We start from the raw sequence: 25,450 nt of genomic DNA, 5'->3' as shown, positions 1-25,450 counted from the left end.
TCAGCTAGGAAATTTGAAGAATGTTGTGGCGAATTAGGAGTGGCCTAGACACAAGACTGGATGGCACCGAATCAATATGACTCAAAAAGAGAAGCCACCATCATTATAACGGGGCTGGCAAACAACACTCCGTCGATACGGTCTAGGACGCCGCCATGCCCGGGCATGATTTTGCCGGAATCTTTGACGTCGGCAACACGTTTCATCAAAGACTCGAAGAAGTCTCCGAATTGGGCAACGAAACCTGCGCAAATCGCCGTCACAAGAAGTGCATTTAGTGGAATTTGCGGAAGAAATTGAGAACAAACGTAGCCAGCTATTGTCGAACCCAGTAAGCCGCCGAAGGCCCCTTCCCAAGTTTTCTTTGGAGACAAGCGAGGATTGATTTTGTGTTTACCAATCAACACGCCAACAACATAGGCGCCGATATCGCCAGCAAAGACCACTGCCAGCAAAGTTAGAAACCAAATTAAGCCATTGTTGAGCTCTAAAAGGCGATACGCATAGGAAGGCAAAAGACCCAGATAAACAAACCCAAGAACGGATTTAGCGTGGTACTGCACTAAGGAATCAAGTTCCGTGAAGGCTTTGTCCCAAAGAAGGCTCAACACCAAAAACAGAACGGTTGCTAGCGAGAACGCCACGACAGCAAATGCCGGATAGTTGGCAGCAACGTGGAAAATGAGAATTAGGACAGTATAAAAAAGACCTTTATGAAACTTGCCTGTATTTTTAGGTAGAAGAATGTTGATGAGCTCATAGCCACCGATAAGGACTAAAAGATAACAAACCAGTTTGATGCCAGGAACTTGAAGAAAATAATAAGCTGCAAACAGGAGAATAAGAGCGACGAGCGCAGAAAGAGTTCTAGTGATGAAGGTTTTCGTCATTAGTTAGCACAGCTCCGAATCTTCTTTGACGACCGCTATAGTCCTCGAGCGCTTGCTCTAGGTCTGCTTCAGTAAAATCCGGCCATAGGGTAGATGTAAAGAAAAATTCGCTGTAAGCCGCTTGCCACATTAAGAAATTGGAAAGGCGCATCTCTCCACTTGTGCGAAGAATCAGATCTGGATCCGGAGTGGGGTAGGTACTGAGAGCTCCGTTAATTGTTGATTCATCAATTTCAGAAGCCGCAAGTTCACCCGCCGCTACTTTTGCAACAATAGTTCTAACTGCTTCTGTGATTTCTTGGCGTGAGCCATAGCTGAGCGCAAAAACCAGGTTTAAACCTGTGCACTTAGAAGTTGCGTGCATTGCTTTTGTAATAGCGTCTTTAACGTCGCTAGGAACGCGGCTAATATCACCGATGATAGAAAAACGAATGTTTTCCTTCACCAGGTTTTCAGTTTCTTTTTTAAGATAACGGCGCAGAAGGTTCATCAGGAAGGAAACTTCAGCACTTGGTCTTAACCAGTTTTCGGTGCTGAACGCGTAAAGAGTCAGATTTTTAATTCCCTTACGCGAGCATGCTGTGATGATTTTTTTCGCGACACGGGTCCCTTTAATATGACCAAAAACACGTGGCTTATGGCGGAGCTGGGCCCAGCGCCCATTTCCATCCATAATAATCGCAATGTGTTTTGGTAAAGTCATGAAGGCTCCCGCAAGTAAGACCGACAGGTCTTAGATAGTCATGATGCTTTTTTCTTTTTCGTCCGCGATTTGGTCGATTTTTTTGATGAAATCGTCAGTCATTTTCTGGATTTCAGTTTCAGACTTTTTAGATTCATCTTCGCTGACTGCTTTGTCTTTCAAAGCCTTTTTAACAGCCTCATTGGCATCACGGCGAACCATACGGATCGCTACGCGAGAATCTTCAGCAACTTTCTTAACTTGTTTAGCAAGGTCTTTACGACGCTCTTCTGTGAGGTCAGGAACTTTCAAACGAATAACTTTACCGTCATTCATTGGTGCCATACCAAGATCACTTTTAACAAGTGCTTGTTCAATGTCTTTAAGAATAGATGATTCCCAAGGTGCAATCAGAAAAGATTTTGCATCAGGGCAAGATACAGAAGCCACCTGAGATAAAGGTGACATGCTTCCGTAGTAATTAACTTTCACGCTATCAAGCATAGATACTTGAGCTTTACCAGTACGGATTTTTTTAAGCTCTTCAACAAGTGCTTTAGAGGTTTTGTCCATTTTGTCTTGAGCATTCTTTTTTACATCTGCAAGCATGTTGTCTCCTTTTTATTGAACTAGAGTTCCGATGTTTTCACCTTGGACGGCTTTAAGGATATTCCCTCGTTGAGTCATATCGAAAGTAATGATCGGAAGCTTGTTGTCCATGCAAAGGCTGATCGCAGTGGAATCCATCACTTCCAGGCCTTTGTTTAAAACATCAATGTAACTGATTTTATCGAACTTCTTAGCATCCGTGTGTTTCTTCGGATCTTTGTCATAGATGCCATCTACTTTCGTAGCTTTCATAATGACTTCTGCGCTGATTTCCATCGCGCGCAAAGAAGCGGCTGTATCTGTTGTAAAGAACGGGTTCCCGGTACCAGCACCAAAGATCACGATGCGGCCTTTTTCAAGGTGACGGATCGCTCTACGACGGATGTAAGGTTCTGCGATTTCAGCCATTTCAATAGCTGTTTGTACACGGGTAGGAACGTTTTCTTTTTCAAGGGCGTCTTGAAGAGCCAGGGCATTGATACAAGTTGCTAGCATTCCCATATAGTCAGCACTAGCGCGATCCATGCCTTCGGCAGAGGCGGCAACACCACGATAGATGTTACCACCGCCAATAACGATACCAATTTCAACTCCTGCTTTGAAGGCTTCTGCAACGTCCTGGGCAATTTGCTTAATGACGGTATTGTTAATGCCAAGACCTTGGCTACCAGCCAACGCCTCACCACTCAATTTTAGCAAAATTCTTTTATAGGCAGGAGCTTTCAAACTAGTGTCCCTTCATTTGTGCAGCAACTTCAGCTGCGAAATCTTCAGATTTCTTCTCGATACCAGCACCAAGTTCGAAGCGAACAAAGCGTTTGATAGTCAAATCAGCGCCTACTTTTTTGCCCACTTCTTTCGCCAAATCGCTGATTTTGATATCAGGATTTTTAACGAAAGCTTGGTCAACCAAGCAATTTTCAGCCAAGAACTTACGGATTTGGCCTTCTACGATCTTATCGATCATGTCTGCTTTTTTACCTTGCTCAAGGTTTTTAGCTTTCAAAACTTCTTTTTCTTTAGCAACAACGTCTGCAGGGATTTCCGCAGAAGAGATCGCCATTGGGTTCATTGCAGCGATGTGCAAAGAAACGTCTTGAGCGAAAGTGCGCATTTCTGGGTTGTTAGTAGCTTCTGGTTTAGAAGCGGCAACTTCGATCAATACGCCGATTTTACCTTCACCGTGAACATAAGTGTGCACGATTGTGTTTGGGGAAGCAGTGTACTTTTCGAAACGACGGATCGCGATTTTTTCACCGATTTTAGCAGTAGCTTCAGTCAACATTTCACCGATTTTTTTAGTCGGATTTTTGTGGAAAGCGTGCTCAAGAATATCGCCAGCAACGTTCACAGCTTTAGTGATGTGCTCAGCAATGTCCAAAACCAAGGCTTTGAAGCCTTCGTTACGAGCAACGAAGTCTGTTTCAGAGTTGATTTCAACAACCATACCAGTGTTGCCGATAGTTTGTGCGAACACAGTACCTTCAGCAGCGATACGGCCAGCTTTTTTAGCGGCAGCAGAAAGACCTTTTACGCGAAGCCATTCGATAGCAGCATCGAAGTCACCTTTAGTTTCTTCGAGAGCTTTCTTACAGTCCATCATTCCGGCGTTAGTTCTTTCTCTAAGCTCTTTTACGAGTGTAGCAGAAATTGACATAAGGGAATCTCCTTCAATGAATGTATTAAAATTTAAACAGAGGGATAAGCACATACAAAAACGGCTGATAAATCAGCCGTTTTCGTTTTTTGGAGTAACTGATTACTCAGCTGTCTCGTCAGAAGCAGTTTCTTGGTTCTCAAGTTCTGCTTGGATTTCAACGTCTTCAGCAGTACCGGCAGCAACAAGTTTGCGAGCCTTAGTAGCTTTAACAACCGCAGGTCCTGCAGGTTTAGCAGCAGCTGTTTTAGCTGCAGCAGCAGGAGCACCAGCGCGAGGAGCACGTCTCTTAGGAGCTTCCTCTCTCACTTCGCCTTTTTCTTCTTTAGCCAAGTCAGATTGTTTGTCAGTCATAGTGCGAAGTTTTTGTTCCCAAGTTTTAGCACCTTCAAGGTAAGCATCAGCAACCATGTTAGCGAACAACTTGATAGAACGAATAGCATCGTCATTGCCTGGGATTGGGTATTGGATAACTTCTGGATCAGAGTTTGTATCAGCGATACCAACTACTGGGATGCCCAAACGAGTTGCTTCAGCAACTGCGATGTGTTCTTTAGGCAAATCTACTACGAACATAGCCGCTGGCATTTCTTTCATGTCGCGGATACCGTTCAAGAACTCAGACAAACGAAGGTATTCTTTATCAAGACCAGCGCGTTCTTTTTTAGTTAAGAACTTGTCTTCGCCTTTTTCTTTCATTTGGTCGATTCTACGAAGACGACCTACAGAAGTTTTGATCGTTTCGAAGTTAGTAAGCATACCACCCAACCAACGCTTAGTTACGTAGTACTGACCGCATTTTTCAGCAGCTTCTTGAACAGGCTCGATAGCTTGTTTCTTAGTACCTACGAAGATCAAGCGGCCGCCGTTAGCAGCGATTTCTTTTACGAATTCAGCAGCTTTTTGCGCGCGAACAACAGTCTTTTGAAGGTCAATGATATGAATGCCTCCACGAGCTGTGTATACGTAGTTTTTCATTTTTGGGTTCCAACGCTGTGTTTGGTGTCCGAAGTGAACGCCTGCGTCGAGCATCTCTTTCATGGTAACTTGAGCCATGTGTCTCTCCTTTTATCTGGTTAGCCACCCTTTCGACAGAGCCCGTATCTCGTGAGAGGAGTTACAGGTATTTCCCATGTTTGCTTTTCAGCGCGGGACCAGTGTTTATCGAAAAGTGAGTTATAGTTGCCGATCCGAATATCACGGGGCAGCGCCCCCGGGCAAGCACTATTCCTGCTAAATCCGCGCCGGTCTTGGGAAATCCCGAGAAATAGGATACATAGCCGAATTTACAAAGAAAGTAATAATTATTCAGTAAAAACAGTATCTTATGTTGTTTTTGGTGTGCAGAAGGTTCAGACGCTCGGGTGTGTCCGACGGAGGGTGTGGGAAACAGGGAGGGAAAAGTTACCTTATTTTGCTTCTTACTTCCCGAATTTTTTCATCAATCCGTGGGTGTTGGGGTATTATGTTTTTGGCTTTCAAAAAGGCGTCTAAAGACTCCTGAAACTTTCCCTGTATTAAGTAAAGTTGGCCGAGATTATACTGCGGTTGAAAGTTTAGAGGATTTTCTTGGGTGGCGGTCATCCACAATTTCTCGGCTAGTTGAGGCTGTCCTTTTAAATAGTGTATTTTTCCAAGATTGTTATAGATATCTGTCGATTTGATATTCTTCTCTAAAGCAAAATTGTAAAGCTTCTCGGCCTCATCGAGTCTTCCTAAATTTTCTAAGGATAAACTGGTTTTGATAATAATCATTACATTAGGAGATCTCAGTTCTAAAACCTTTTGGAGCTCATCCAGCGAGCGTTGATAGTCTCCTTTTGCGAAGTATCTATCGGCTTTAATCTGAAGTGAGACTGTACTATTAGGGAAAACACTTAAATTGTAGTCAAAGAGGGTTTCGTCATTCTCCCAATAGCGTACCTGCCTGAAGCTGAGTATTGAGAAGACCATCAAGAGAGCAAGGGCCGCGGTGTTGAGTTTTTTGTTTTGGTAAGTACTAAGAAGATTTGCAGCGAATAGGGCTACTCCAAACATTGCAGGGTAAAAATATCTGTCGGCAACCGTTGAGGTTTCTTCAAAACCAAAAGGAATGAGTCCCGACACGGGAAGCACCGATATTGTTATCAGCATAAGAGCGAGCAACCCCTGGGATCGTTTCAAAAAATAGAGGCCGCTTGCTGCAGCAAGGAATATTCCGAGAGGCCAAAATAAACTTGGGTCTTGATTGAGGGACTGAATGGACCTTGTATAATCTGGTGCAAGATTTATCGGAAGAATAAGCTTAGAGAAATAGAATCCCAAATTGTGGCCAAATATAAAAGGCCTCTGCCAAATTGGAGAGACAAAATTCAAAGCAGTGTCGGGCTGTAGGAATTTTGCAAAGATACCAAAGCCAATGGCGCCTACAAAAGCAGGTAGGTACTTTGTGACTTCACTGTATTTTCTTTTTTGAATTAATATTGCAAATATAATTAAGGGAAACACAACTCCAGTCGCTTTTGCCAAACAACTTACAAGAACGAAAACCGTGGCTTGTCTCCAACGGTCCTTAAGCGCAAAAAGAACTCCGCAAATACCAAACAGGAAACTTACCAAATCGCGGCTGGCTGAAATCCAAACAGCGGCTTCAACTTGCAATGGATGGATCGCGAACAAGATCGCCCCAAACGCGGCGTATTTTCTATTTTCCACCTTTACGAGATGTTTCAATACTTCGTAGACCAGTATTGTGTTTAGTAAGTGAATCAATAAATTCAGGCCGTGAAATAGACCACTCCATTCACCACAATTTGAATTTTCACCAAATATCAATTTTGCAAAGCTAATAAGACCAGCCCAAATAGTATAAGTGAGGGGTGCGTACAGACCTAAAAAATCAGACTTCCAAAAATTTAAGAAACTTCCATCTGCAGATTGAAAATTGGGATTTTGGCAAATATGAAAGGTGTCGTCCCACGAAAGAAACGAGAACGACAAGCTTTGCCCGAAAACAAGAAGAACCATTATTGCTATTGTAGAGTACCAAACTGAATCTTTATCGCTACAAAGTATATTTCGCAAATTGGAAAAGATGTTTTTCAAGGCAGGTCCTCGGTGTTACTGTTTAAAAGATACTATAAAGTTTGAACGAGGGCTCTTTTCAATTTTCGCTGTTGGGATTTGCGACGAAGGTCTAGCGTGGAACGTTTGCAAACACGTCGACGATGATAACGATGTTACGAATAGAGTTGGGTGCCTGTTGAGGAGGCTTTATGTCAGCGGGTGACTGGAAAGAAATGTACAAAGCTGCCACATCAGGGGACCTGGGGTTGGTGCAATATCATATCCAGAACGGAGTAGATCCTAATTACCAACATCCAGAAATCCTTTCGACACCACTTGTGGCGGCTATCATTGCTGGCCACGTAGATATTGCTAAGTTTTTGTTAGAGAACGGGGCAGACCCATGTTTGCGTTCCGAGTTTGATAACCTCACACCCGCGCAAGCGGCTAAGCGCTACGACAGACAGGACGTCCTTCAGTGGTTGCAGGAAAAATCTGCAACACAAACTTGGTTGCAAAAAATGCAAGCCCTTTTCAAATTCAAATAGCGTACTCGGGACAAAGAGTTCCGCTACCAATAAAATGGAATGCGTTTGCCGTAGAAAACATACAGGGTGAGCGTTCTATTAAGTCTAGTTTTACGACAGTCGTATTTTTGCCAATGAAATCACCGGCTATAATAGAAGTGCAGGGGGCTTTGAATGCAAAAGATCTTTTCATTGGTCATGTCGATTTTAGTTTTGTTCTGCACGCAGAATGTTTTTGCAGTGAAGAACGGTAAAGCTTTAGCCATTGAAGTTGAAACGATGGCGAAGTTTTTAAATACGCAAAAAAATCTAAAATCTCTGTTTCCACAAAAAATTCACGGAATTTCTGAGCATGATCGAAACAAGCTCGGCAATTATTTGAAAAAACATGGTGAGGATCCTCTTCCTCACTTTGCAGCGTTAGGGAATCACGTCACGATTTATCCTAAAGATGCTTCGCAACCTCCAGTAAAAATGGTTATCACAAGCCTAAAGCCGTTCGCTTTCATTACTGACCGTAAGTTCCACTCCTTTGCAAAGTTATCGGATCTAATTGATTGGATGCCTTACGAAAAAAACAAGCAGTTCAGTATTTTTGAAATTGTGGTCGAATCGGCCTATGCGAGAGAGTCGATGACGATAGCCGCCGTAGGCGGTGTAGCTTCTTATTATGCGTTGGGTGGGCTTTCTAGTTTGGCTAGTGAAGCTTATCAGAACAAAAAAGCTGAGCTGGCTAAGGCTGAGCAATCGGCGTATACGCAAGGTCAATTCCGATTTAGCGACGCGGTCACCGATAAGTTTGCACACAAGGTATGTCAGGCAGATCACGTAGAGCTTTCGAATGGCACAGGATTGAAAATCAAAGGCTTTAATAAAGAAAACGTCAGAACGATTCAATATTTGTCTGACGATAGAAGTATCGAATTTCGCTACTATCCCGGAGATCAGTACTCAGCAGCCAAAAAAAGATGGGTAAGCTGTGAAAACCCAAATAAAAGTGGTGAGAGCTGCCGAGAAATGGACTTTTACACAGGCGAAGACATTTACAACAATGTTTCAGTAAAAGACAAAGCAGAGTTTGATAAGTTGGTGGTCGATACGGAAGCAAAAAGACAAGTCAAGGTTAAGGACCTTGAAAGCATGGGAAAAATTTTAGATAGAAGTCCTTCTGATGACGAGACCTATGGGGACATGACGAGGAAGTTTGCCGCCAGTCTAAAATATCCAAAGGTCACTACCTGGGAAGAAGCGCGCAAAAAATTTATTAATGAGAGAAGTAAAGAGATTATCGCAGAGAGAGCAAAACATATTAAGCAGGCAAAAGACGTCTACTACGGGACTAGGGACATAGTGGATATCATCTCAGATAAACTGGATGGATTGAGGCCCACAGACCTTGAGCCATTTACAGAAGAGTCTGTGAAGAAAAATCTAGACTGTGTGATTGGGAGTTTCACAGGTGGTTCCAGCGCCGGTTGTGACTATGCTAGCCGAGAGTTCGATGCAACACGCGGTCTGTTTGTTGCTTACGCAAATCGTCTAAGACCCCTTGAGCGCCCCAAAAACCTAGATGCAATGAGAGGGTATGTCCATTTGACTATGTCTTACGAAGACCAAGACAAGTTAGACAAAACTTGGCAATTAGAGAAAAAACAATATGCCGAGAATGAAAATAAAAAAATGTTAGCTTTTAGAAAAGAATTTGAACGAATCTTTCCGAACGCAGATAAGAGTCAAAATGAGAAAGATGGCAATGTCGACAATTTTGCACATAGCTGGCGCAAATCTTATGTTGAGAGAGAGCTTCTCAAGCTATCTAAAACAAATGGGAAGGACATGGTCTTTACGACACTAAATAATGAGGTTCATAGTACAACGAGTGATGCGTTGGATTTCTTTCAGTGTTGTTCGAATGCGACTTGTAAAAGCTATTACCAAAGTCAGCAAGAGATGAAGCGTGGATTCCAACGTCCATACTCTGACCAACAACCTAACGACTCAAACGGAACCGCGCGCTAGAGCGTTCCTTTGTTCCATTACTTAGATTAAATTTTTTAGTGGCCGAATCCGCAATGCGCGGTTTCGGCTTTTACTTTTTTGTATTGTCTGTTTTTCTTCATCATCATGACATTTATACTTTGGCCTTGAAATTGAAAGGTAGACTCTTGTAATAAAAAAAGAGTCAATATGGCTCTAAAAAACATCAAAGAAGGGTTCCTTTATGAAGTTGATTTCAAGATTGCTTATCAGCGTGGTGCTTTTTGCAACTCCTCTTGCATGGAGTGCTCCAGCAAAAAAATTGACGGTTCAACAGTTAGTTGATCAGTACTATCAACAAAAAGAAATGAAAGCGAAGCTGTTTTCGAGCGTCAGTAGCCGCCCACCGATTAATTGCAATCCCTCGGGCCCTTCTTGTACGGATGTTGCCTGCGAAAAATTAGGCCATTTCGGTTGTGATGACATGAGCGAGATTCAAGATGTAGGGCGAGCCTGTCGCGGTAACTATGACGGAACCTGTGTCGCGGCTGCCTGTGAAAAGCTAGGCCATTTTGGTTGCGATGAAATAACGGAAATTACATCTGTTGGCAGAGCCTGTGTTGGAAACTACGATACTAGCTGCTTAGATTCTGTTTGTAACCGTCTTGGTCACTTCGGCTGCGATGAAGTTAGTGAAATTGACCAAGTTCTTAGAAGCTGCGCTGGAAACTAGTACTTAGTTCCAAAGGCCCAAGTGGTTTTTCTCGAGCTGCGCTTTGTAGTGCTGCACACAACGGAAAGCTTCTTGGGCGTTCTTCAAGCGAGTCGTATTGCTTCTCGCTTTTTGTGATAAGAAGGCCTTGAGTTGTTCACTGTCTTTGATTTGCTCAGCTTCGTTCGTAGTTAAGATATCGAGGATCACAAAGGCTTTCAAAGCCGTTGGTAACTCCCAAGCATAAGTAGGACGCTGACCAAAACCCATGTCATTACGAGCGGAATCAAATACTCTGCGGGCTAGGCATGCTCTTGGTGAGACGGTGCCAGTATCAGTACAGGCATAGCGGACGAAAGACTCTTCCGTATCTGGAGCGACTGCTTGGATCGTTTTGATTTTTTCCGCAAGTGCTTTGTCTGAAATGGCGACCGCATCTGAGGCCGTGACTGCTAACAAAGCATTGGTGTTGAGCTGATTGTTTTCAACAAAGCGATTTCCGGAATCGTCGTTAAGACTGAAAAAAACCAAACTCATGTAATCCATGTGGTCTCCCCAATTTTGAAGAATATCAATAATAGATGAGTTGCTGTTGCAGGTGTAAGTGGCATGAGCATCGAGTTTTTTGAACCCATTTGGATTGAGTGGAATCGTTTGAGCTTGTTGGGTATTTAAAAAACTGAGGTCTCGAACAACAAGGGCATTGGTGTTGAAATCAGAAGCCCGAAAAATATAAGCAATGGCTTTGTGTTTTGCATTTCCATAGTCTTCGCGGTCAACGGCTGTTCCTGCTTCTGAAAACTCTTGAACGTTAATGACATTCCTATCACCAGCAATGGCAGGAACAATCACAACGCTGCTACCATAATCATGTGACGTAAAAGGATTGTCGACGGTATAAAAACCGGGACCCGCCGTCATGCCATTGCCTTCACACTTCGGCACCGCGCGTTTGCTTTTTGCAATTTGGGGCAAACAACCTTGGGCAAAGTCTGTTTCTGATTTTATGTAGCCAGCAGTACTCGACAAAGCTTGAGGGTTGTTCGTCCAACTGTACAAAAGAGTTTCGCGGCTTGTGATGCCAACGACACCTTCACTTGAAACTTTTCTTGAATTTGAATTTGGATTTGGATTTGTCGGTTTGTGAGCAACGAGGGGTTGTGAGCTGCAAGCAGCAAGGACCAATGAAAATAAGGCGTATTTATAGTTCATGGGGACTCCTAAGGTTAGGATATCCCCCGCCACAATATTCTGTCGAGACCAGGCCCGTATATTTGTTCCGTTATCGAGAGGCTTAGTTCTTTAAGTGTTTCTTAAAAAACTCTAGGGTGTGACCAACCGACAAGACTTGATTGTCTTTCTTTTCGGCGCCATGCCCTTCGTCAGCAAAGAGAATCAAAGACGATGCGATTCCTTTGTTTTCGAGAGTTTTTTGGAACTGGATTGCCTCACCCGCTGGAACTCGAGGGTCGTTCACGCCTTGAATAATCATCAGCGGAGACTTTAATTGATTAATGTAAGTCACTGGCGAAAGTGCAACCAAAGCATCGTGATCTTTTTCAAGATCTCCGTATTCGGGAGTTCTCAGAGCACGACGATAAGGAGCTGTGTTTTGTAAGAACGTGATCAAGTTTGTCATACCGATAGAAGCAACACCGGCATCATAGGCACCTGCAAACTTCGTCATTGCCATGAACGTGGAGTAGCCACCATAGCTTCCACCCATCACGCCGATTTTAGTAACTTTCCAATTAGCGCGGATGTATTTTGCGGCGTCTTCAATATCGGTGATAACATTCAGGCGTTTTGCTTGGTTGTCAGAGTGAAGCCACGTTTTGCCATAACCGGAGCTGCCGCGAACATTGGGTTCGACATAAATGAAGCCATTATCTAGATACAACTGGTTCACAGGGCTAAATCCTGGAACACTTTGCCCCTCGGGTCCACCGTGAAAATCAACGATGACAGGACAAGCTTGTTTTTCGCATTGTGGAGGACGACGGACGAACATCGGGATTTTTGTACCGTCTTTCGCCGTATAGTATTCAAGCTTTGCTTGCACGAAGCGGTCAAAGTTCACACCAGGAGTGCTGGGGTGAACCCACTGCTGAAGTTTCTTAGTATTCCAATTGTACGCGTAGCTCATGCGTGGGGATTTATATGTGGATATCGAGAACATCGTAACACTGCCATCTAAAGTCGTATTACCAACACTGATATGTTCTGCTGGCGGTAGCTTTGGCATTTGGATCGCTTTGTAGTTAACGGCATCGATCCCGTGAACTTTAAAGTAACCTTCTTCATTCGTGCTAATTAAAATGCGGGTGCGTTTTTCATCGATGCTGAGACTTTCAACGTCGCCGCTTTTTGGTGCAAAGAGTTCTTTCCATTTACCGTCTTTAACGAGGTAAAGCTTACTGAAGTCGCCAAACTTCGGAGTAATCACTAAAAGATCTTTTTCGTTCTTCGCGTAGCGGGCTTGGAACTCTTCGTTTTCACCTTTGCCAAGAAGTGGTTTTAACTCTTTAGTTTTAAGATTGTACTCGTAATATTCACGAGCCGTGTTGGTGACCGCTTTTCCCATCAGCCAACGGCCGTCTTTGGAATAGTCTGTAATGAACCAACGACCGTCTTCACGGAACATCTTTTCTCTGTTTCCGGTTGCAAGATCGTACTTATAGTAAGTAAAGCTATCTGCTTTTTCGTCATTGGCAGAATAGATAAGAAATTTACTATCCGGAGAAACAAAACTTAAGAAGGCTTGGATCTTTGGGTTTTCAAAGATGGTTTTTCGCTGAAGACCATCCTGACTCATTAAATAGATACCAGGATTTTCAGCGCCATCTTTATCTTGAGAAGTGATAAGCCATTTTCCATCAGGAGTAATGTCTTCGATACGGGTAGAATCTTTGCCACCAGTGAGCTGAACTGGAAAGTTGCGAGCTGATTCTAGTGACCAGATCTGATGAACGCCTGTGATTTTCCAAGTAAAGAAGAAGCGCTTCTTGTCAGGAGAGAGCATTCCCATTCCCGGTGAAGAAATATCCATCATTTCACGAATCTGACGTTCTGCTTGAGGTGTAAGAGATGGGGGCGCGTATTTTTTTAGATCTGTTTCAGAAACAGATTCTTTACCAAGTCCCGAATAGCCAGAAGGGGATTCTGTTTTTTTAGGGGATTGGCTGCAAGCTAATGAAACAAATAAAAAAACCAGTAAGATATTCTTCATAGGAGTCTCCATTAAATCTAATGAAGAATATCAAAGCCTGGTTCTTGAAGAAACCGCTAAAGGTCTAGAAGCCTGGATTTATGTTCCAGTACACCGATCGAAGCTGACACCTCTCGATGTAGAGCCGATTGTCAAAGTACCCGAGCCGCAAGAGGTGATACTTAGACTCACTGAACTTCCGTCAGAGCAAGTGCCTGACCACGATCCTGAAGACGCGCAAGTACAGCCGGAGCTCCAATTCACATTGCTTGGTGAAATGTCGCAAGTTGCGCTTGTCAGATTGTTTGTTACACGCAGAGTGCCACCGTTCATAACTCGATTCGAACGGAGTGTGCCGGTAACGGTAATGTCTGAAGTCGTCGTCGTAGTGTAGTCATATATAGTTGTGCCGCCAGGAGTAGTGACCCAGCGACGAATACCATCATTAGAAAAATTAAATGCCTTGGTAGTTCCCGTGCCGCTAGCCCAAGTGATGCGTTGACCGATAGTGGCTGTTTTAGCGACGTGGAACGCTCCACCGTAAGGTCCTGTTACTGTAAAGTTTGGATCACGAGTGATCGTGTTGCCCGATTGGTTTAATGCACACGTCGTAACGCCAGTGCCTGCCCAGGTAATATCAACATCGCCTGTGACTGTTGCAGAGCCAATCGTGCAGCTATTGAAATTTCTTGTGATTGTTGAGCTTGTACACGCACCAAATCCATAACCATAGCAGCTCGTCGCGCGTGCTTCAGGAAGTACTTTTGCTAGTACGGTTCTCCAACGCAGATCTGCGGGAGCATGTTTTGCAAGAATACGTTCAGCACCGGAAACTTCGCTACGGAAAGCGAGTGTTCCATTTGAACCTCCGCTTTCATCCACGCCGGCCATCATATCACCGACATTCTGAGCAAGCTCATCGGAAATGGTTTCAGAGTCTTCTGCTTTTTTAGAACAAGCAGAAACGATCAATCCCAGGACTAAAATGTATTTTACAAATTTCATGAAAAAACCCTCTTCTGTGGAAAGACTTTTTTATTTCACCAATCGTGTGGATGTGGCGCAAGTCTAGAAGAGGGTTGATCAATAGATCTTTATAGAGAAGGTTCGATTTCTGTGGTCTCAGTTTCGCTGACAAACTCAGGAGCAGTGATTTCAAAGCCAAGGGCTGCAATCACCATCTGCGCTTGAGATAAAGCTCCAACGATATTTTTCTGAGCATTTACAGAAGTAGAACCTATCCAAAGGTTTTGCAAACCAGGTAAAGACTGATTGCCGCTCAACTTAAGCTCACCGTTGCCTGCGATTTGCGGAGCTACGATAATGCGTTCAAGTTTGATAGATTCAAGAGCTTCAGGATATGCGCGCTTGATTTGGCGTTTGATTTTCTTCAAAGAAGCCGCGACGACTTCGCTGTCCTCAGTGACTTCTTCTTCGATGAACGTCATCCATTGAGAAGCCTGAAGTTTTTGTTCACCTTCAGTGATTGCAGGCATGAAGCGACCAGCACAAGGTCCGATCTCGTCATCTGTCGTGCCATTCAAAACATGCATTGATGGAGTTTCTGTCACTTCATGAGAGTGGCAGACATCCAAGCACAAAGCAGTCCAGTAAACGTTTTTGCTTAGTTTTTGGCGCGCACGAGGAGCCAAAGCATCTTCTGGAAGAAGCAAAGCCAAATCTTTAACAGATCCGCAGAAAATAAAATTGTGAGCAGCAAGCGTTTTAGCGCCGTTGATAGTCACTTGTGTGACTTGCTCATTCAAAGAATTGAATTTAGTCACGTAAGAACGAGGCATGAACTCGCCTTTGAATTTTTCAAAGAGCAATTGAGTCCAAGCGTAGGGCTCTAGTTTTAAATTCAAACTTTTGTTAGCAGTGAAGTAGTTCAACTCTTCGTAGAAAGGAGGAGGGTTATCACCGAAGCCGACGAAAGGTTTGAAGGTGCCAGAAGCAAAAGTGATAGGCGGAGCTTCGACACTTTCGCCGATGATTTTAAGTCCCAAAATATTTTCTAGGAATTCGAGAGCTTTGTGGGCACTTTCAGTATCCGGTACATAACGAAGACCGTTGTTCATGATACCAGTTGGGAATTTGATCGCGCGATTCATGCCGCCAGGAACATCGCCACTTTCAAGCAAAGCGATATTGTCTGTAAAACGGCTAAGTGCCGCCGCAATACTCAATCCACTGAGTCCACTTCCGATAATTGCATAGTCATATACGTGATTTTGAGATCTTTTTTGAGCCATGTTTCTACAATGTGGCAACCAAGAGGACCTTTGCAAGTGCAAAGATGAGAGATTCTAACTAACGCATTTAATCAAAACGCGCAGAAGGGCTCGGACGGCGGGTTTGGCCCAAGAATGCTTGTCGAGTAAGCAAGCGATTTTCGGGGAAACGCGGTAATACCACAGAGTGAAATGACGTCCCAGGGCGTGCTTCTTCAAAGAATGATCTCTGAAAAAACGCAATTGTTGAACTTCCACAGCGTAAACACTTTCAAAAGCCGCTGTGGCCACGAAACATCGAGGACGACTTGCGGAAGACATTTTTAAAAACTGCTTAATAACAGCCGGGTTTTTTGCAGATCTTTGAAAAACTTCTGCTTTACGAATGATGTCAGGATAAATAGGCGTAAAGCGAATAAAGTTCGCCAACTGTTTTGCACAATGATTTTGTCTTTCATTGTAGCGATCGTTCATGTCGTAAATACGAAGAAGGTCCCAATAGACCGAGGCCACAACAGTCAGTTCGGTATGACGTGCGCTCTCTTTAAAAAGTTCTGGCTTGAGTTCGTTTTTCTTACAGTCAAAAACGATTTCCATGATCTTTAGATATTTTTCGTACGCGCCAGCTGCTTCGGAATACATTTTTTGGTTCATGCAAGTACGAGCTTGCTTGATCAGTTGCACACGATTTTTCCATAGCTGCAAACGATGCTGTTCTTTGGCTCGCTCTTGAGCCATCAAAACACCGCCACTGCTGTTCGCTGCGGATCTTTGGAGTTCGTTGATACAACCGACACACACTTGTCCCGGCACAGTTTCGCCAGCGGATTGCAATTTCATAGCAAGCTCGCCAGGGACTGGATGTAACTCTGTAACTTGAATTCCGCAACGGGGGCACTGGATCATTTGACTATGTTACAGTCTAATTCGTGTTTGTCCAAGGCTTAGAGTAAGTTCATAGGGTCTACATCGATCAAGATTTTGATCCCTGTTGGTACCCACTCTTCGTTCCCCATCGTTTGTCGGGCGAACGCATTGATGATTCCAGCCTGAGGACCTTTTAGTAGCAGATGAAAGCGGAATTTGCCTTTGAGTTTTGCTAAGGGGGCTTCTGCAGGACCGAGAATCTCAACTTGTTCGTATTGAGGAAACTGAGCTTTTAATGCTTGAGCTCTTTTAGCCAAAAGTCTGGCAGCATCTTGAACAACACGAAGGTGATTTCCTTGAATGCGGAAACCGATGAGTTTTCCTACCGGCGGATAACTAAGCTGGCTGCGGTTATTCAGTTCATGCTGGGCAAAAGCTTCGAAGTCATGTTTCTGAGCGAAAACCAAACTGTCATGTTCAGGATTATAAGTTTGAACAACAACGGCCCCGGGATTCTCGCCAGGTTTTACGTGACGACCAGAACGTCCACTCATTTGCGTAATTAATTGAAAGCTGCGCTCAGTGGCTCTGAAGTCAGGCAAGTTAAAGCCGACATCTGCAAGCACAAGCCCCACGAGTTTAAGTTTTGGAAAATCCAAACCTTTTGCAATCATTTGCGTGCCGACAAGAATATCAATCGCGCCGCTTTCCATGTCTGAAATTAGGTTTTCTAGATCTGCGCGGTTTTGAATTTCGTCACGGTCAGCTCTTGAGATTTTTTTATCCGGGAAAAGTTTTGCTAAATCGTTTTCTAAAAGCTCAGTACCAAGACCCATAGCCTCAAGATGTCCCTCTTTGCAGTCAGGACACTTTTCTTTGAGGCTTTCGTGATAATCACAATAGTGACAGACCAAATGCGAGTGATGATGCAATGTCAGATTGATATCGCAGTTTGGGCACTCTCGAGTGTGACCACAAGCTGGACACAACACCATTTGCGCGACTCCACGACGATTCAAAAACAAAGCTGCTTGGTCGCCCGCTTCAAGGGTGGCTTTCATCTTTTCAAAAAGCAGAGGACTCAGCCAAAAAGGCAATTCAGAATACTTCTCTTGCTTTAACTGTTGAGCTTCTTCCGAGGCTTTTTCCCCACGCAAATCCACAACCGACATGTCAGGCAGCGAACGATTAGCGACACGATTTCTGAGAGTATGCAGGTGATACTTTTGCTCAAGGGTATTTTTCCAGGACTCTAAACTTGGAGTGGCAGAGCCCAAAACAATCGGGCAGTCTGCCATTTTTGCTAACATCACCGCCGCATCACGACCGTGATATTTTAATTTTTCGTCTTGTTTGTAACTAGGTTCATGTTCTTCGTCGACAATCACCAGGCCTAGATTCTGGATCGGGCAAAAAAGGGCCGAGCGTGCGCCAATCAAAATAGATTTGCGTCCCTCAATGATGTCCCACCATTGAGTTGTTCGTTCGCGATCTGTCAGCTGCGAGTGCAGGGCTGCAATCTTGTCTCCAAAACGACGGGCAAATCGATGGATCAATTGTGGTGTCAAAGAAATTTCGGGAACTAACACCAAACCTGTTTTGCCTTCGGCCAAAGTTTTTTCCAAAAGGCGAAGATAGACCTCTGTTTTTCCAGAACCAGTGACACCAAAAACCAAATGCGATGAGAACTTTTTAAACTGAGAAATTGTCTCGAAGCAGGTTTTTTGCTCGGGAGTCATTTCGGGCGGCACTTCTGATTCCATTATTGGAATCACTGGAGGGCGCGATGATTTACGCACCTGTTGAGGTTTGCTCAACGGTGGATACGCAAGACTTGCGACCATTCCCACTGGGTGGATGTAATAATGTGCGAGCCATTCAAGCCATTTGATAAAATGCTCTGGAAGCGCCGGATATTCTTCATCCACACTTTGCACAGATTTTAATACGATGTCTGGATTTAAAGAGGCTGTCGAGGGCCCGAGTACCAATCCTTTGGCTGTACGCTTTTTCAGCGGAACATTCACCAACTGGCCACGTTGCAACTCCGGTCCTTCCGGAATGGGCAAGTAGGTGAGGGCTTCTGGAAGGGGAGTATCAACAGCGATCTTCCAGAGAGGCTGATCCGTCATCGAAACCTCGAATAGAAATCAATTACAGCATCACGTGCTGGCTGATTGTTTAATCCATCTAGCTTTGTGGAAACATCCAAAGAAGCAGGTTGGAAAGTGTTGCCAGCCTGACCAGAGCGAGAGCTCACGCCAATCAAACGAATATTCACAGTGTTTTGACCCCAGCGAATTGTGCGGGTCTTTGGATAGTTCAAGCCACGCGCGTATTGGTTGTAGTTGTCTGCCGTGACTTCTACTTGGCTTGGTAAACGCAGTTTACGAATCAAGAACTGATCTTGCTCGATCCAAACTCCTGGAGAACTTGCGCTATCGTTAGCAGTAGGCGCGCCGAATGCGTAATTTGGAACACCACCTGCACGAGAAAGACGAACATAATCGTCTGGTTCGTATTTCAAGTTGTCCAAGTTTTTCGGGATAGGCTTTTTCGCAAAAGCATTAGCCGGCAGAATTTTTAGTTGCATAAGGTTGGCAGCCAATTGATCGGTCGAACGGAAGTTAAAATACTTTTCAAGAAAATCTTCAGAAATACGACGGCTTTCACGAGCAGCGTTCATGCTCCAGCGCTGTCCACCAGCGTAAATAAACTGCAACTTAATTTGATCTTTGAGTTCTTTTGTTCCAGTCACGGTCACACGCATCGTGCGATCGTTTTCAATCACCCAAGTTTCTTTCAAAAATAAAGAGTCTTGGACATTGTTGAACTGAACTTCTTGCTCGATCGTGTAAATGCCTGAACCAGCGTTTTCCGCCGTTCTTTGCAAAATCATGCGTGTCGGAGGAATGTAAGCAAAAACTGGAGTGAGAAGAAGTAATAAAGCTTTTATCATACAAAGGATCCATTCTTAATTTTTTCAGATACCTGCAGAATATATTCTCTAAGCCCTGCTTGCAAATCAGGATTACGCAGGCCTAGCTCAATATTCGCCTGAAGGTAGCCTAATTTATCACCCGCATCAAAACGGCTGGCTTTAAACGTCATGGCGTTGAGGCCCTTTTTGTCGCAAAGGACTTTCATACTGTCGGTGAGTTGAATTTCCCCACCGAGAGAAGGTTTAGCAACTTTCAGAATGTCCATGATCTCGCTATCAAAAACGTAGCGGCCTGGCAAAGCCCAACGGCTTTTGGTTTCCGTCGGTTTTGGCTTTTCCATCAAAGCATTTACTTTGAAGAAGCCAGGTTTTTGTTCGCTGACCTCGGCAATCCCGTACTTTGAAACATCTTTTTCTGCCACTTCCATGATTGCAATTGTTGAAGTGCCAGTTTCGTTAAATGAATTTACCAATTGAGCTGTTACATTGGGTTCACCATGGAAACCCATTGTGATTTCATCCCCGAGCAAAACTGCAAATGGATCTTTGCCAACGATAGGGAGCCCGCTCAAGACCGCATGGCCCAAGCCGAGGGCTTGTTTTTGACGAATGCTGATAATGTTGGCCATGCTGCGGATTTTAGTGAGGCGATCTAACAAATGGCTTTTACCATCTTTCGCCAAACGGTCTTCCAACTCATACGAGGTATCAAAGAAATCCTCGATGGCATGTTTTCCGCGACCCGCAATCAAGACGATGTCTTCGATGCCGGCCTTAACGGCCTCTTCAACCACGTAAAAAATGATTGGCGCATCAACGATGGTAAGCATTTCTTTAGGGACGGTTTTAGTGGCAGGCAGGAAACGAGTCCCTAGCCCGGCGGCTGGTATAATTGCTTTTTTAACTCTAGACATGCTCTAATAAATCTCAAACGTTTCATTTTAAGACAAGTCTTAAACCTGCCTGTTTCATTTTGTGCGTGTTCGTGGTTTTTGAGCGCGATTTTAAGACGGATTGTGTTAGTCTGAATACTGGGGGAACTATGAGGACCGACGTGCGTAGTAATCTGGTTAAGTCCTTATCCGCTGCATTGGCAGCAGGGATCCTTATTTTCGCTTTTCAAAACTGCGGAAAAGCAGGTTTTGATGATGCGCTTGCTGAAGACAATGTCGATATGGCCAGCAAAGACACTGCTGCACCTTTCGCCTTTGACTCTACTTTCGATCAAATCACTTACAATTCATGTTTTGGCGCTGGCCTTACCAGCAACCCGGCTTATTTTACCCTCAAAGCCGGCGCGTATGATAACGGTGGCGTAAAATTAACGCAGAATTTTATAACTTATGCGAACTCAAGCCTGAAGCCTCAATACCCAGCGACCACAGTGACTGTCGAGCAAATGAAAGCTTACGTGGGTGAAACTCAAGAAAATGCTTCACCGACTTTGCAGATGGCATTGCGTACTCGCGGCAGCCCACAGCAAATTCGTAACCCAAGCGGTTCAACTCCAGCTTTGGGTGTGGATTATATGAATCTTATGACGGACCTGACAGACGATCGTATTATGGAGCCGATCTTCCGTGGTTTGGGTGGCGTGGTGAATTACTTCCCACTAGCTTTGAATCAATCTCAACGCGTGATGGAAGCAAAACTTACTTACAATGGTAACGAAGGCCTAGCTTACAGTCTTCGTAATGACCTTTCTAACAACGGGATGCTGTCGTTGACTTACACTGCTGCGGGAACTTCTCCATTTGCAGCGCGATTGCCAGCAAGTGCTACTTCGACAAATAGTGCTGGGCAAACCGTCACCAATACGACGATCGCTTATGGTCGTGGTTACAACCTGGCCTTTGCAGCTGATATCGCTCCGGCAACACAAAGAATTGCAAACAATGCGGCTGTTCAGCCGAACTCTCGTAACCCAAACAACATTCTTGTAGGGGTGAACGAGATTAATTTGGAAAACCCATCTGTTGCTTCAGGTGGCGTATGGAGTTGTGCGCAAGGTCGCCGTTATCTGATTGTCAGAGCGGACGATGCTGCAAATACAGCTTCTCCGGGATATTGCCCTGCAGAGTCTGTCGATCGCATGGGTGATGCAAACTATCGTCGTGAATTAGAAATTATCCGCCGTCACCTTCCACCAGAACAGTGGCATGTGAACGTGGACCGTCGTTGTGTATATCCTAAAGCAGGATCTTGCTATAAGAATACTTCAGGTACGACAGACGAGCCGGTAGAGTACAACCAAGCGAATGAATGTTATCAAGGCATTCAAGGTTTAGCGAATCCAGCGATCACAAATCGTTGCGCCCAATACGTCACAGTCTGTCTTCGTAATTAATCACCAAGTCGCTCTAGAACTGAGCGACTTTCGCGTGCAATAGATTTTCAGCAAAGATTGGATAAGGTCGCAGGTACTTCAGTGGATCTACCATGCGGCCATTTTTGCGAACGGCAAAATGCAAATGCGCTTTCGTGCAATAACCTGTGCAGCCGACTTCACCCAGCTTTTCACCCGCATTCAGTTTTAAGCCGCGGCGGATTTTAGTATGCAAGCGACTCATGTGATTATAGGCCGTCTCGACTCCGCCTGGATGTAAAAGAACGACATAGTTTCCAGCTGCGTGATTTTTACCGTAGCGAACAACAACGCCTGAGCGAGCCGCATAAATTGGCGAGCCTTCCGGCAATTCGAAATCGATCCCAAGATGTGGTTGCACTTTGCGCGTGATCGGATGACGACGGTTCGGCTGAAACAAACTCGCGATTCGCAAGTAGTCGACAGGAGCATAAAACGGGCGGTTTTTAATCATGTCATTTTCAGAGATAAAAACGCCACCGTCAGTGTTGATTTTGACAAAACGTTTTTGCAATTTCCGACCACGTAATTCTAAAGAGGTCTGTAGGATTTCTCCGTAGCGGATAAAGAAAGGGCCATCGTATTTTTTCTCGACCGTGAACCAAAAGTTCGCACCGCGCTCAATACCGCGATTCAAATTGTGATCCATGATATAGGCGTCCATAAAGCGGGACGCCACCCAATTGCTGTTCACTTTTTCCAAAATATTCGCCATCAAAGATCCGCGCACTTTACCATCGACACGTGCGATAGTTGTTTTATAAAGCGTGCGGGCCATTTTGGACTCAATGTTTTTGCCGGTCTTTTTGATAACGAAAACGACATCTTTTTGTGGATCATACAAGCGAAGCTCTGTTTGCGCGTCGTCTTGTTTTACGAGATAACCGACGTCTAGTTGCAAATACAAACGGTGAAGAGATGGGGTTTGTGCCAAGACACGGCTGCGCTCAGCCTCGGAAAAGCGATATTGTTTCAGCAACGAGACAACATTATCGCCGGTTTGTACCTTTTTTGCGATAAAGCCGTTGGCTCCTGCAAGAGCACTTTGGTAGGATAACAGCGAAAAAACGAAACAACTCGTGAGTACGAAATAGTAGAGGTACTTCAATGCTCAATCCTTTAAGCGTGTTAAAACATCCTGTTTTATTGAGTCTCTATTTTATCTCGAGTTTGGCTCATGCCCAAAACTTTTCTAGTGCCGCGACAGACGCAACTGGTGGTGCTGGACGAGCTGCTGTGGATGCCGGAGACGTCAACTACTTGAATCCAGCGGGTTTAGTGCACTTGCGGGGTCGCTACGTCTACTCTACGTTTAGTAAAGAAGATCTATCCCTAAGTCTGAGCGAGGCTTCGCGTGAAGTCGTGGTGCCAGCTAGCCTTTCCTACTTCCAAAGAAAAGTGACGGACGCCGCAAATCGCAAGGTCCAGTGGCAAGACACAAGATTGTCGTTAGCAGATTTTGTGACGAATAAATTTTCGATGGGTGTGACGGGTATTTTGAGCTCGGTGAAAATTGATGGTCAGGGCTACAATCAAACCAACGGCAACCTTGGGTTCTTTTATACTCCGATCGATACTGTCGGCATTGCTTACGTTTTTTATAATGTTTTTGGCGTCAATGAAGATGTGCCTGAAGAGGTTCGTTTGGAGCCAGCGATGGCCGTGGCAATGAATTATATCTATAAGGGCTTTCTCCGCTTTCGCCTGGATATCGAGTCCGCCAAGAACAACAATTTTGGCAAACCGGCTTATATGACGGGGATCGAAAGCTTGCTAAACCAGTGGGTGATCTTCCGTGTGGGGTATAAGAACGACATTTTAGCCAGTCAGGAGCTCTTTACGGTGGGGGCGGGCTTTAGTGGGCCGGTTTTTGGCCTAAACTATGCCTATCAAGGGTCGATAAAAGGTGTCGATTTTGATCGCCACTCCATTGACTTGTTGTTTTCCTTTTGATACCTAACACCATTCGTTAAAACTGGGAGAGAATCATGGCTTCTAAAACAAAAAAGACTGAATACATTCGCGAAAAGAAAAGAACTAATGGCGGCACTAAGCGTAAAGCTGCTCTTCGCACTAAAGGGACTACTAAGTCTGCAAAAGCCCTTTTCAAAGACTAAGTCTTTGTAATTGCTTAAGTTTTAAATAAAAAAGCCGGTATACCCGGCTTTTTTCGTTTGTCTAAACGCTGCTAATTCCAGCTATTTTCGAAGCTGACCGCCGGCCTCTAAGGCATCCCCGGTCAGAGCCCATCTAAAGGGCATTTCCACCCAACCTTCTTGGCCCGGATAGAACTTCCACTTCTTCAAAGCAGAAAGAGTCTTTGCGTCCAAGTTACGGTGACCCGTCGACTGCCCAAGCTTAAATTGGGAAAGGGTTCCGTCTTTGTTCACGTAAGCATAGAAAACCGCACGGCCTTCTTGGCGAGCCAAACGCTCATCAGAGGCATACTGCGGAAACTTATTGCCTGGTTTCTGGCGAAGCTGTTCTAAAGAACGAACTCCTCCAGGAATTCCAGCTACTTCTTTGGTAGGTTCCGGAGAACCTGAGTTACCGGTTCCTTCACCTTCGCCACCAGTTCCTTGACCACGACGAGCTTCTTCTTCAGCTGCTAACAGAGCGGCTTTCTGAGCTGCGGCCGCTTTTGCTGCAGCAGCCTTCTCGGCTGCGGCTTGTTCTGCAGCTTGAGCCGACGCGATCGCAGCAGCGTCTTTCGTTCTACGCGCCTCTACGGCTTGGGCCGCAGCAATAGCTTGAGCTTTGTTTTCGTTCTCAACATCTGCCAATGCGTTTTCGCCTTCGGCAGATGCGTTGTCTAAATCTTCATTAATAGATTGTTGAGCAACCACAAGGGCTTTGTTCTGCTCTTGATCGACTTTATCAAAGTCGTCTTGCAGATCTTTTTCATCCATTTGGGCAACAGCGACTTCTCCAGAATCTGAAGTTTCCAGCTGTGGAGTTTCAATATCATCCAAAGTATCTGCCATTGCTACTGGAGCTGCTTTCGCCGCTACAGGCGCAGATTTTACGACAGGTTGGGCTGGAGCTTTTGCAACTGGTGCGATCGGTGCAGCCGGTGTTTCGGCTTTAGTTGCAGCGGCTTTCGGCAACTCTTGCACGGGCTCAGCGGCCACAGGTGCCGGAGCTGGAGGCGGTCCTTGAGTTTCAGGAACCGGAGCGCCGTCAGGAATAGCCTTCATTTCGGCGACATCACTTTCAACTTCGAATTCGACAACTTCTTTTGTGTTCAAATCCACGTGCGGAAGACTCATCATCGTTACACACGCCACAAGAGCTGCATGCAAGAATACCGACAAAGACAGGAATCTTCCGGCTTTGTTTTCGCTCACGTCAATCGGAGCGATGTATTTGTCTTCTCTGTCAGAGGTATCGAGACCTTTGAACTCCATAAGGACTCCTTACTAGTTAGCTTGAAGAATCGCGATTGCAAGATCCATGTCAGATGCTTGCAAGCGTGGACGTTCACGACGGATCAAATTCAACGCGCGTTTCAAATCTTCACCGCGCAAAGTGCCGTCAGAAAAGGTGAATTCTGCAGCGTCTCTTTCCGCTAAGGACAAGACTTTCTCGTTGTTGACTGAGTCTTTGCGAAGCTGAGAAACAGCTGCGAAGATCTTCGTAGGACCCACGCTAGACGCAAGAGTCGTTTGAGAAACTAGGACTGTGGCGAAGAGAGCAAAAAGGACCTTTTTCATAAGAACTCCTAAAATTTTAAAAACCG

General features: G+C 44.8%; 24 protein-coding genes. 6 read left to right on the top strand and 18 right to left on the bottom strand.

What is annotated here, in order from left to right:
• Positions 1–71: 71 nt before the first annotated feature.
• The 7 genes from ACLWBB_RS20135 to ACLWBB_RS20105 form a co-directional block, all read right to left on the bottom strand.
• A complete protein-coding gene (locus ACLWBB_RS20135; protein WP_413289370.1) occupies positions 72–890 on the bottom strand; it encodes a phosphatidate cytidylyltransferase in 819 nt (272 codons plus the stop codon).
• Positions 868–1,593 carry an isoprenyl transferase gene (locus tag ACLWBB_RS20130; RefSeq protein ID WP_413289369.1) on the bottom strand — a complete coding sequence of 242 codons (726 nt, stop codon included), beginning with the start codon at positions 1,591–1,593 and terminating at the stop codon, positions 868–870. Before ACLWBB_RS20130 ends, ACLWBB_RS20135 begins: the two co-directional genes overlap by 23 nt.
• Before the next feature lie 30 nt (positions 1,594–1,623).
• On the bottom strand, positions 1,624–2,181 hold the full coding sequence (gene frr, locus ACLWBB_RS20125) for a ribosome recycling factor (RefSeq protein ID WP_413289368.1): 558 nt from the start codon (positions 2,179–2,181) through the stop codon (positions 1,624–1,626).
• A gap of 12 nt (positions 2,182–2,193) precedes the next feature.
• Positions 2,194–2,907 carry a UMP kinase gene (gene pyrH / locus ACLWBB_RS20120; RefSeq protein ID WP_413289367.1) on the bottom strand — a complete coding sequence of 238 codons (714 nt, stop codon included), beginning with the start codon at positions 2,905–2,907 and terminating at the stop codon, positions 2,194–2,196.
• 1 nt (position 2,908) lies between these two features.
• Complete coding sequence (gene tsf, locus ACLWBB_RS20115) at positions 2,909–3,838, bottom strand: translation elongation factor Ts (protein WP_413289366.1); 930 nt, start codon at positions 3,836–3,838, stop codon at positions 2,909–2,911.
• A gap of 102 nt (positions 3,839–3,940) precedes the next feature.
• On the bottom strand, positions 3,941–4,894 hold the full coding sequence (rpsB, locus tag ACLWBB_RS20110; protein ID WP_413289365.1) for a 30S ribosomal protein S2: 954 nt from the start codon (positions 4,892–4,894) through the stop codon (positions 3,941–3,943).
• A gap of 348 nt (positions 4,895–5,242) precedes the next feature.
• On the bottom strand, positions 5,243–6,922 hold the full coding sequence (locus tag ACLWBB_RS20105; RefSeq protein WP_413289364.1) for a tetratricopeptide repeat protein: 1,680 nt from the start codon (positions 6,920–6,922) through the stop codon (positions 5,243–5,245).
• A 170-nt stretch (positions 6,923–7,092) separates the two neighbouring features.
• On the opposite strand from ACLWBB_RS20105, the gene ACLWBB_RS20100 reads away from it, so the two are divergent.
• The 3 genes from ACLWBB_RS20100 (at position 7,093) to ACLWBB_RS20090 (ending at position 10,120) form a co-directional block, all read left to right on the top strand.
• Positions 7,093–7,431 carry an ankyrin repeat domain-containing protein gene (locus ACLWBB_RS20100; RefSeq protein WP_413289363.1) on the top strand — a complete coding sequence of 113 codons (339 nt, stop codon included), beginning with the start codon at positions 7,093–7,095 and terminating at the stop codon, positions 7,429–7,431.
• 153 nt (positions 7,432–7,584) lie between these two features.
• Entirely contained in the window at positions 7,585–9,429 is a 1,845-nt protein-coding gene (locus ACLWBB_RS20095; protein ID WP_413289362.1) for a hypothetical protein, read from the top strand.
• A gap of 202 nt (positions 9,430–9,631) precedes the next feature.
• Positions 9,632–10,120, top strand: coding sequence for a hypothetical protein (locus tag ACLWBB_RS20090; RefSeq protein WP_413289361.1), 489 nt, complete (start codon positions 9,632–9,634; stop codon positions 10,118–10,120).
• Between the two features lie 3 nt (positions 10,121–10,123).
• Here the strand turns inward: ACLWBB_RS20090 and ACLWBB_RS20085 are convergent, their stop codons facing one another.
• The 8 genes from ACLWBB_RS20085 to ACLWBB_RS20050 form a co-directional block, all read right to left on the bottom strand.
• Positions 10,124–11,311: a hypothetical protein gene (locus tag ACLWBB_RS20085; RefSeq protein ID WP_413289360.1), complete on the bottom strand. Its 1,188-nt coding sequence runs from the start codon at positions 11,309–11,311 to the stop codon at positions 10,124–10,126.
• An 82-nt stretch (positions 11,312–11,393) separates the two neighbouring features.
• Complete coding sequence (locus tag ACLWBB_RS20080) at positions 11,394–13,328, bottom strand: prolyl oligopeptidase family serine peptidase (protein ID WP_413289359.1); 1,935 nt, start codon at positions 13,326–13,328, stop codon at positions 11,394–11,396.
• A gap of 78 nt (positions 13,329–13,406) precedes the next feature.
• Positions 13,407–14,312, bottom strand: a complete 906-nt coding sequence (locus ACLWBB_RS20075) for a hypothetical protein (RefSeq protein ID WP_413289358.1) — start codon at positions 14,310–14,312, stop codon at positions 13,407–13,409.
• Between the two features lie 89 nt (positions 14,313–14,401).
• A complete protein-coding gene (locus ACLWBB_RS20070; RefSeq protein ID WP_413289357.1) occupies positions 14,402–15,559 on the bottom strand; it encodes an FAD-dependent oxidoreductase in 1,158 nt (385 codons plus the stop codon).
• A gap of 54 nt (positions 15,560–15,613) precedes the next feature.
• Entirely contained in the window at positions 15,614–16,378 is a 765-nt protein-coding gene (locus ACLWBB_RS20065; protein WP_413289356.1) for a CFI-box-CTERM domain-containing protein, read from the bottom strand.
• 104 nt (positions 16,379–16,482) lie between these two features.
• Positions 16,483–18,537 (bottom strand): primosomal protein N', encoded by a 2,055-nt coding sequence (priA, locus tag ACLWBB_RS20060; protein WP_413289355.1) that lies wholly within the window; start codon positions 18,535–18,537, stop codon positions 16,483–16,485.
• Positions 18,534–19,364 (bottom strand): hypothetical protein, encoded by an 831-nt coding sequence (locus ACLWBB_RS20055; protein WP_413289354.1) that lies wholly within the window; start codon positions 19,362–19,364, stop codon positions 18,534–18,536. The genes priA and ACLWBB_RS20055 overlap by 4 nt, the downstream gene beginning before the upstream one ends.
• Positions 19,361–20,260: a UTP--glucose-1-phosphate uridylyltransferase gene (locus ACLWBB_RS20050; protein WP_413289353.1), complete on the bottom strand. Its 900-nt coding sequence runs from the start codon at positions 20,258–20,260 to the stop codon at positions 19,361–19,363. The genes ACLWBB_RS20055 and ACLWBB_RS20050 overlap by 4 nt, the downstream gene beginning before the upstream one ends.
• 140 nt (positions 20,261–20,400) lie before the next feature.
• On the opposite strand from ACLWBB_RS20050, the gene ACLWBB_RS20045 reads away from it, so the two are divergent.
• A complete protein-coding gene (locus tag ACLWBB_RS20045) occupies positions 20,401–21,693 on the top strand; it encodes a hypothetical protein (protein WP_413289350.1) in 1,293 nt (430 codons plus the stop codon).
• Positions 21,694–21,706: 13 nt separating this feature from the next.
• On the opposite strand, the gene ACLWBB_RS20040 is transcribed toward ACLWBB_RS20045, so the two are convergent.
• A complete protein-coding gene (locus tag ACLWBB_RS20040) occupies positions 21,707–22,819 on the bottom strand; it encodes a M23 family metallopeptidase (RefSeq protein ID WP_413289349.1) in 1,113 nt (370 codons plus the stop codon).
• Here ACLWBB_RS20040 and ACLWBB_RS20035 point away from each other — a divergent pair.
• Together ACLWBB_RS20035 and ACLWBB_RS20030 are read left to right on the top strand one after the other, a co-directional pair.
• Positions 22,819–23,664 (top strand): hypothetical protein, encoded by an 846-nt coding sequence (locus ACLWBB_RS20035; protein WP_413289348.1) that lies wholly within the window; start codon positions 22,819–22,821, stop codon positions 23,662–23,664. The two genes, ACLWBB_RS20040 and ACLWBB_RS20035, sit on opposite strands and share 1 nt — an antisense overlap.
• A gap of 35 nt (positions 23,665–23,699) precedes the next feature.
• Positions 23,700–23,828, top strand: coding sequence for a hypothetical protein (locus ACLWBB_RS20030; RefSeq protein ID WP_413289347.1), 129 nt, complete (start codon positions 23,700–23,702; stop codon positions 23,826–23,828).
• An 81-nt stretch (positions 23,829–23,909) separates the two neighbouring features.
• Here ACLWBB_RS20030 and ACLWBB_RS20025 read toward each other — a convergent pair whose 3' ends face one another.
• Positions 23,910–25,118: a TonB family protein gene (locus ACLWBB_RS20025; protein WP_413289346.1), complete on the bottom strand. Its 1,209-nt coding sequence runs from the start codon at positions 25,116–25,118 to the stop codon at positions 23,910–23,912.
• 12 nt (positions 25,119–25,130) lie between these two features.
• Positions 25,131–25,424 (bottom strand): DUF2388 domain-containing protein, encoded by a 294-nt coding sequence (locus tag ACLWBB_RS20020; RefSeq protein WP_413289345.1) that lies wholly within the window; start codon positions 25,422–25,424, stop codon positions 25,131–25,133.
• Positions 25,425–25,450: the final 26 nt, after the last annotated feature.

The sequence above is a fragment of the Bdellovibrio sp. HCB337 genome (genome assembly GCF_047302465.1).
In the GTDB taxonomy this organism is placed as follows: Bacteria; Bdellovibrionota; Bdellovibrionia; order Bdellovibrionales; family Bdellovibrionaceae; genus JACMRP01.
The sequence above is the reverse complement of the archived record's forward strand: the minus strand, read 5'-3'. Positions and strand labels throughout refer to the sequence as shown.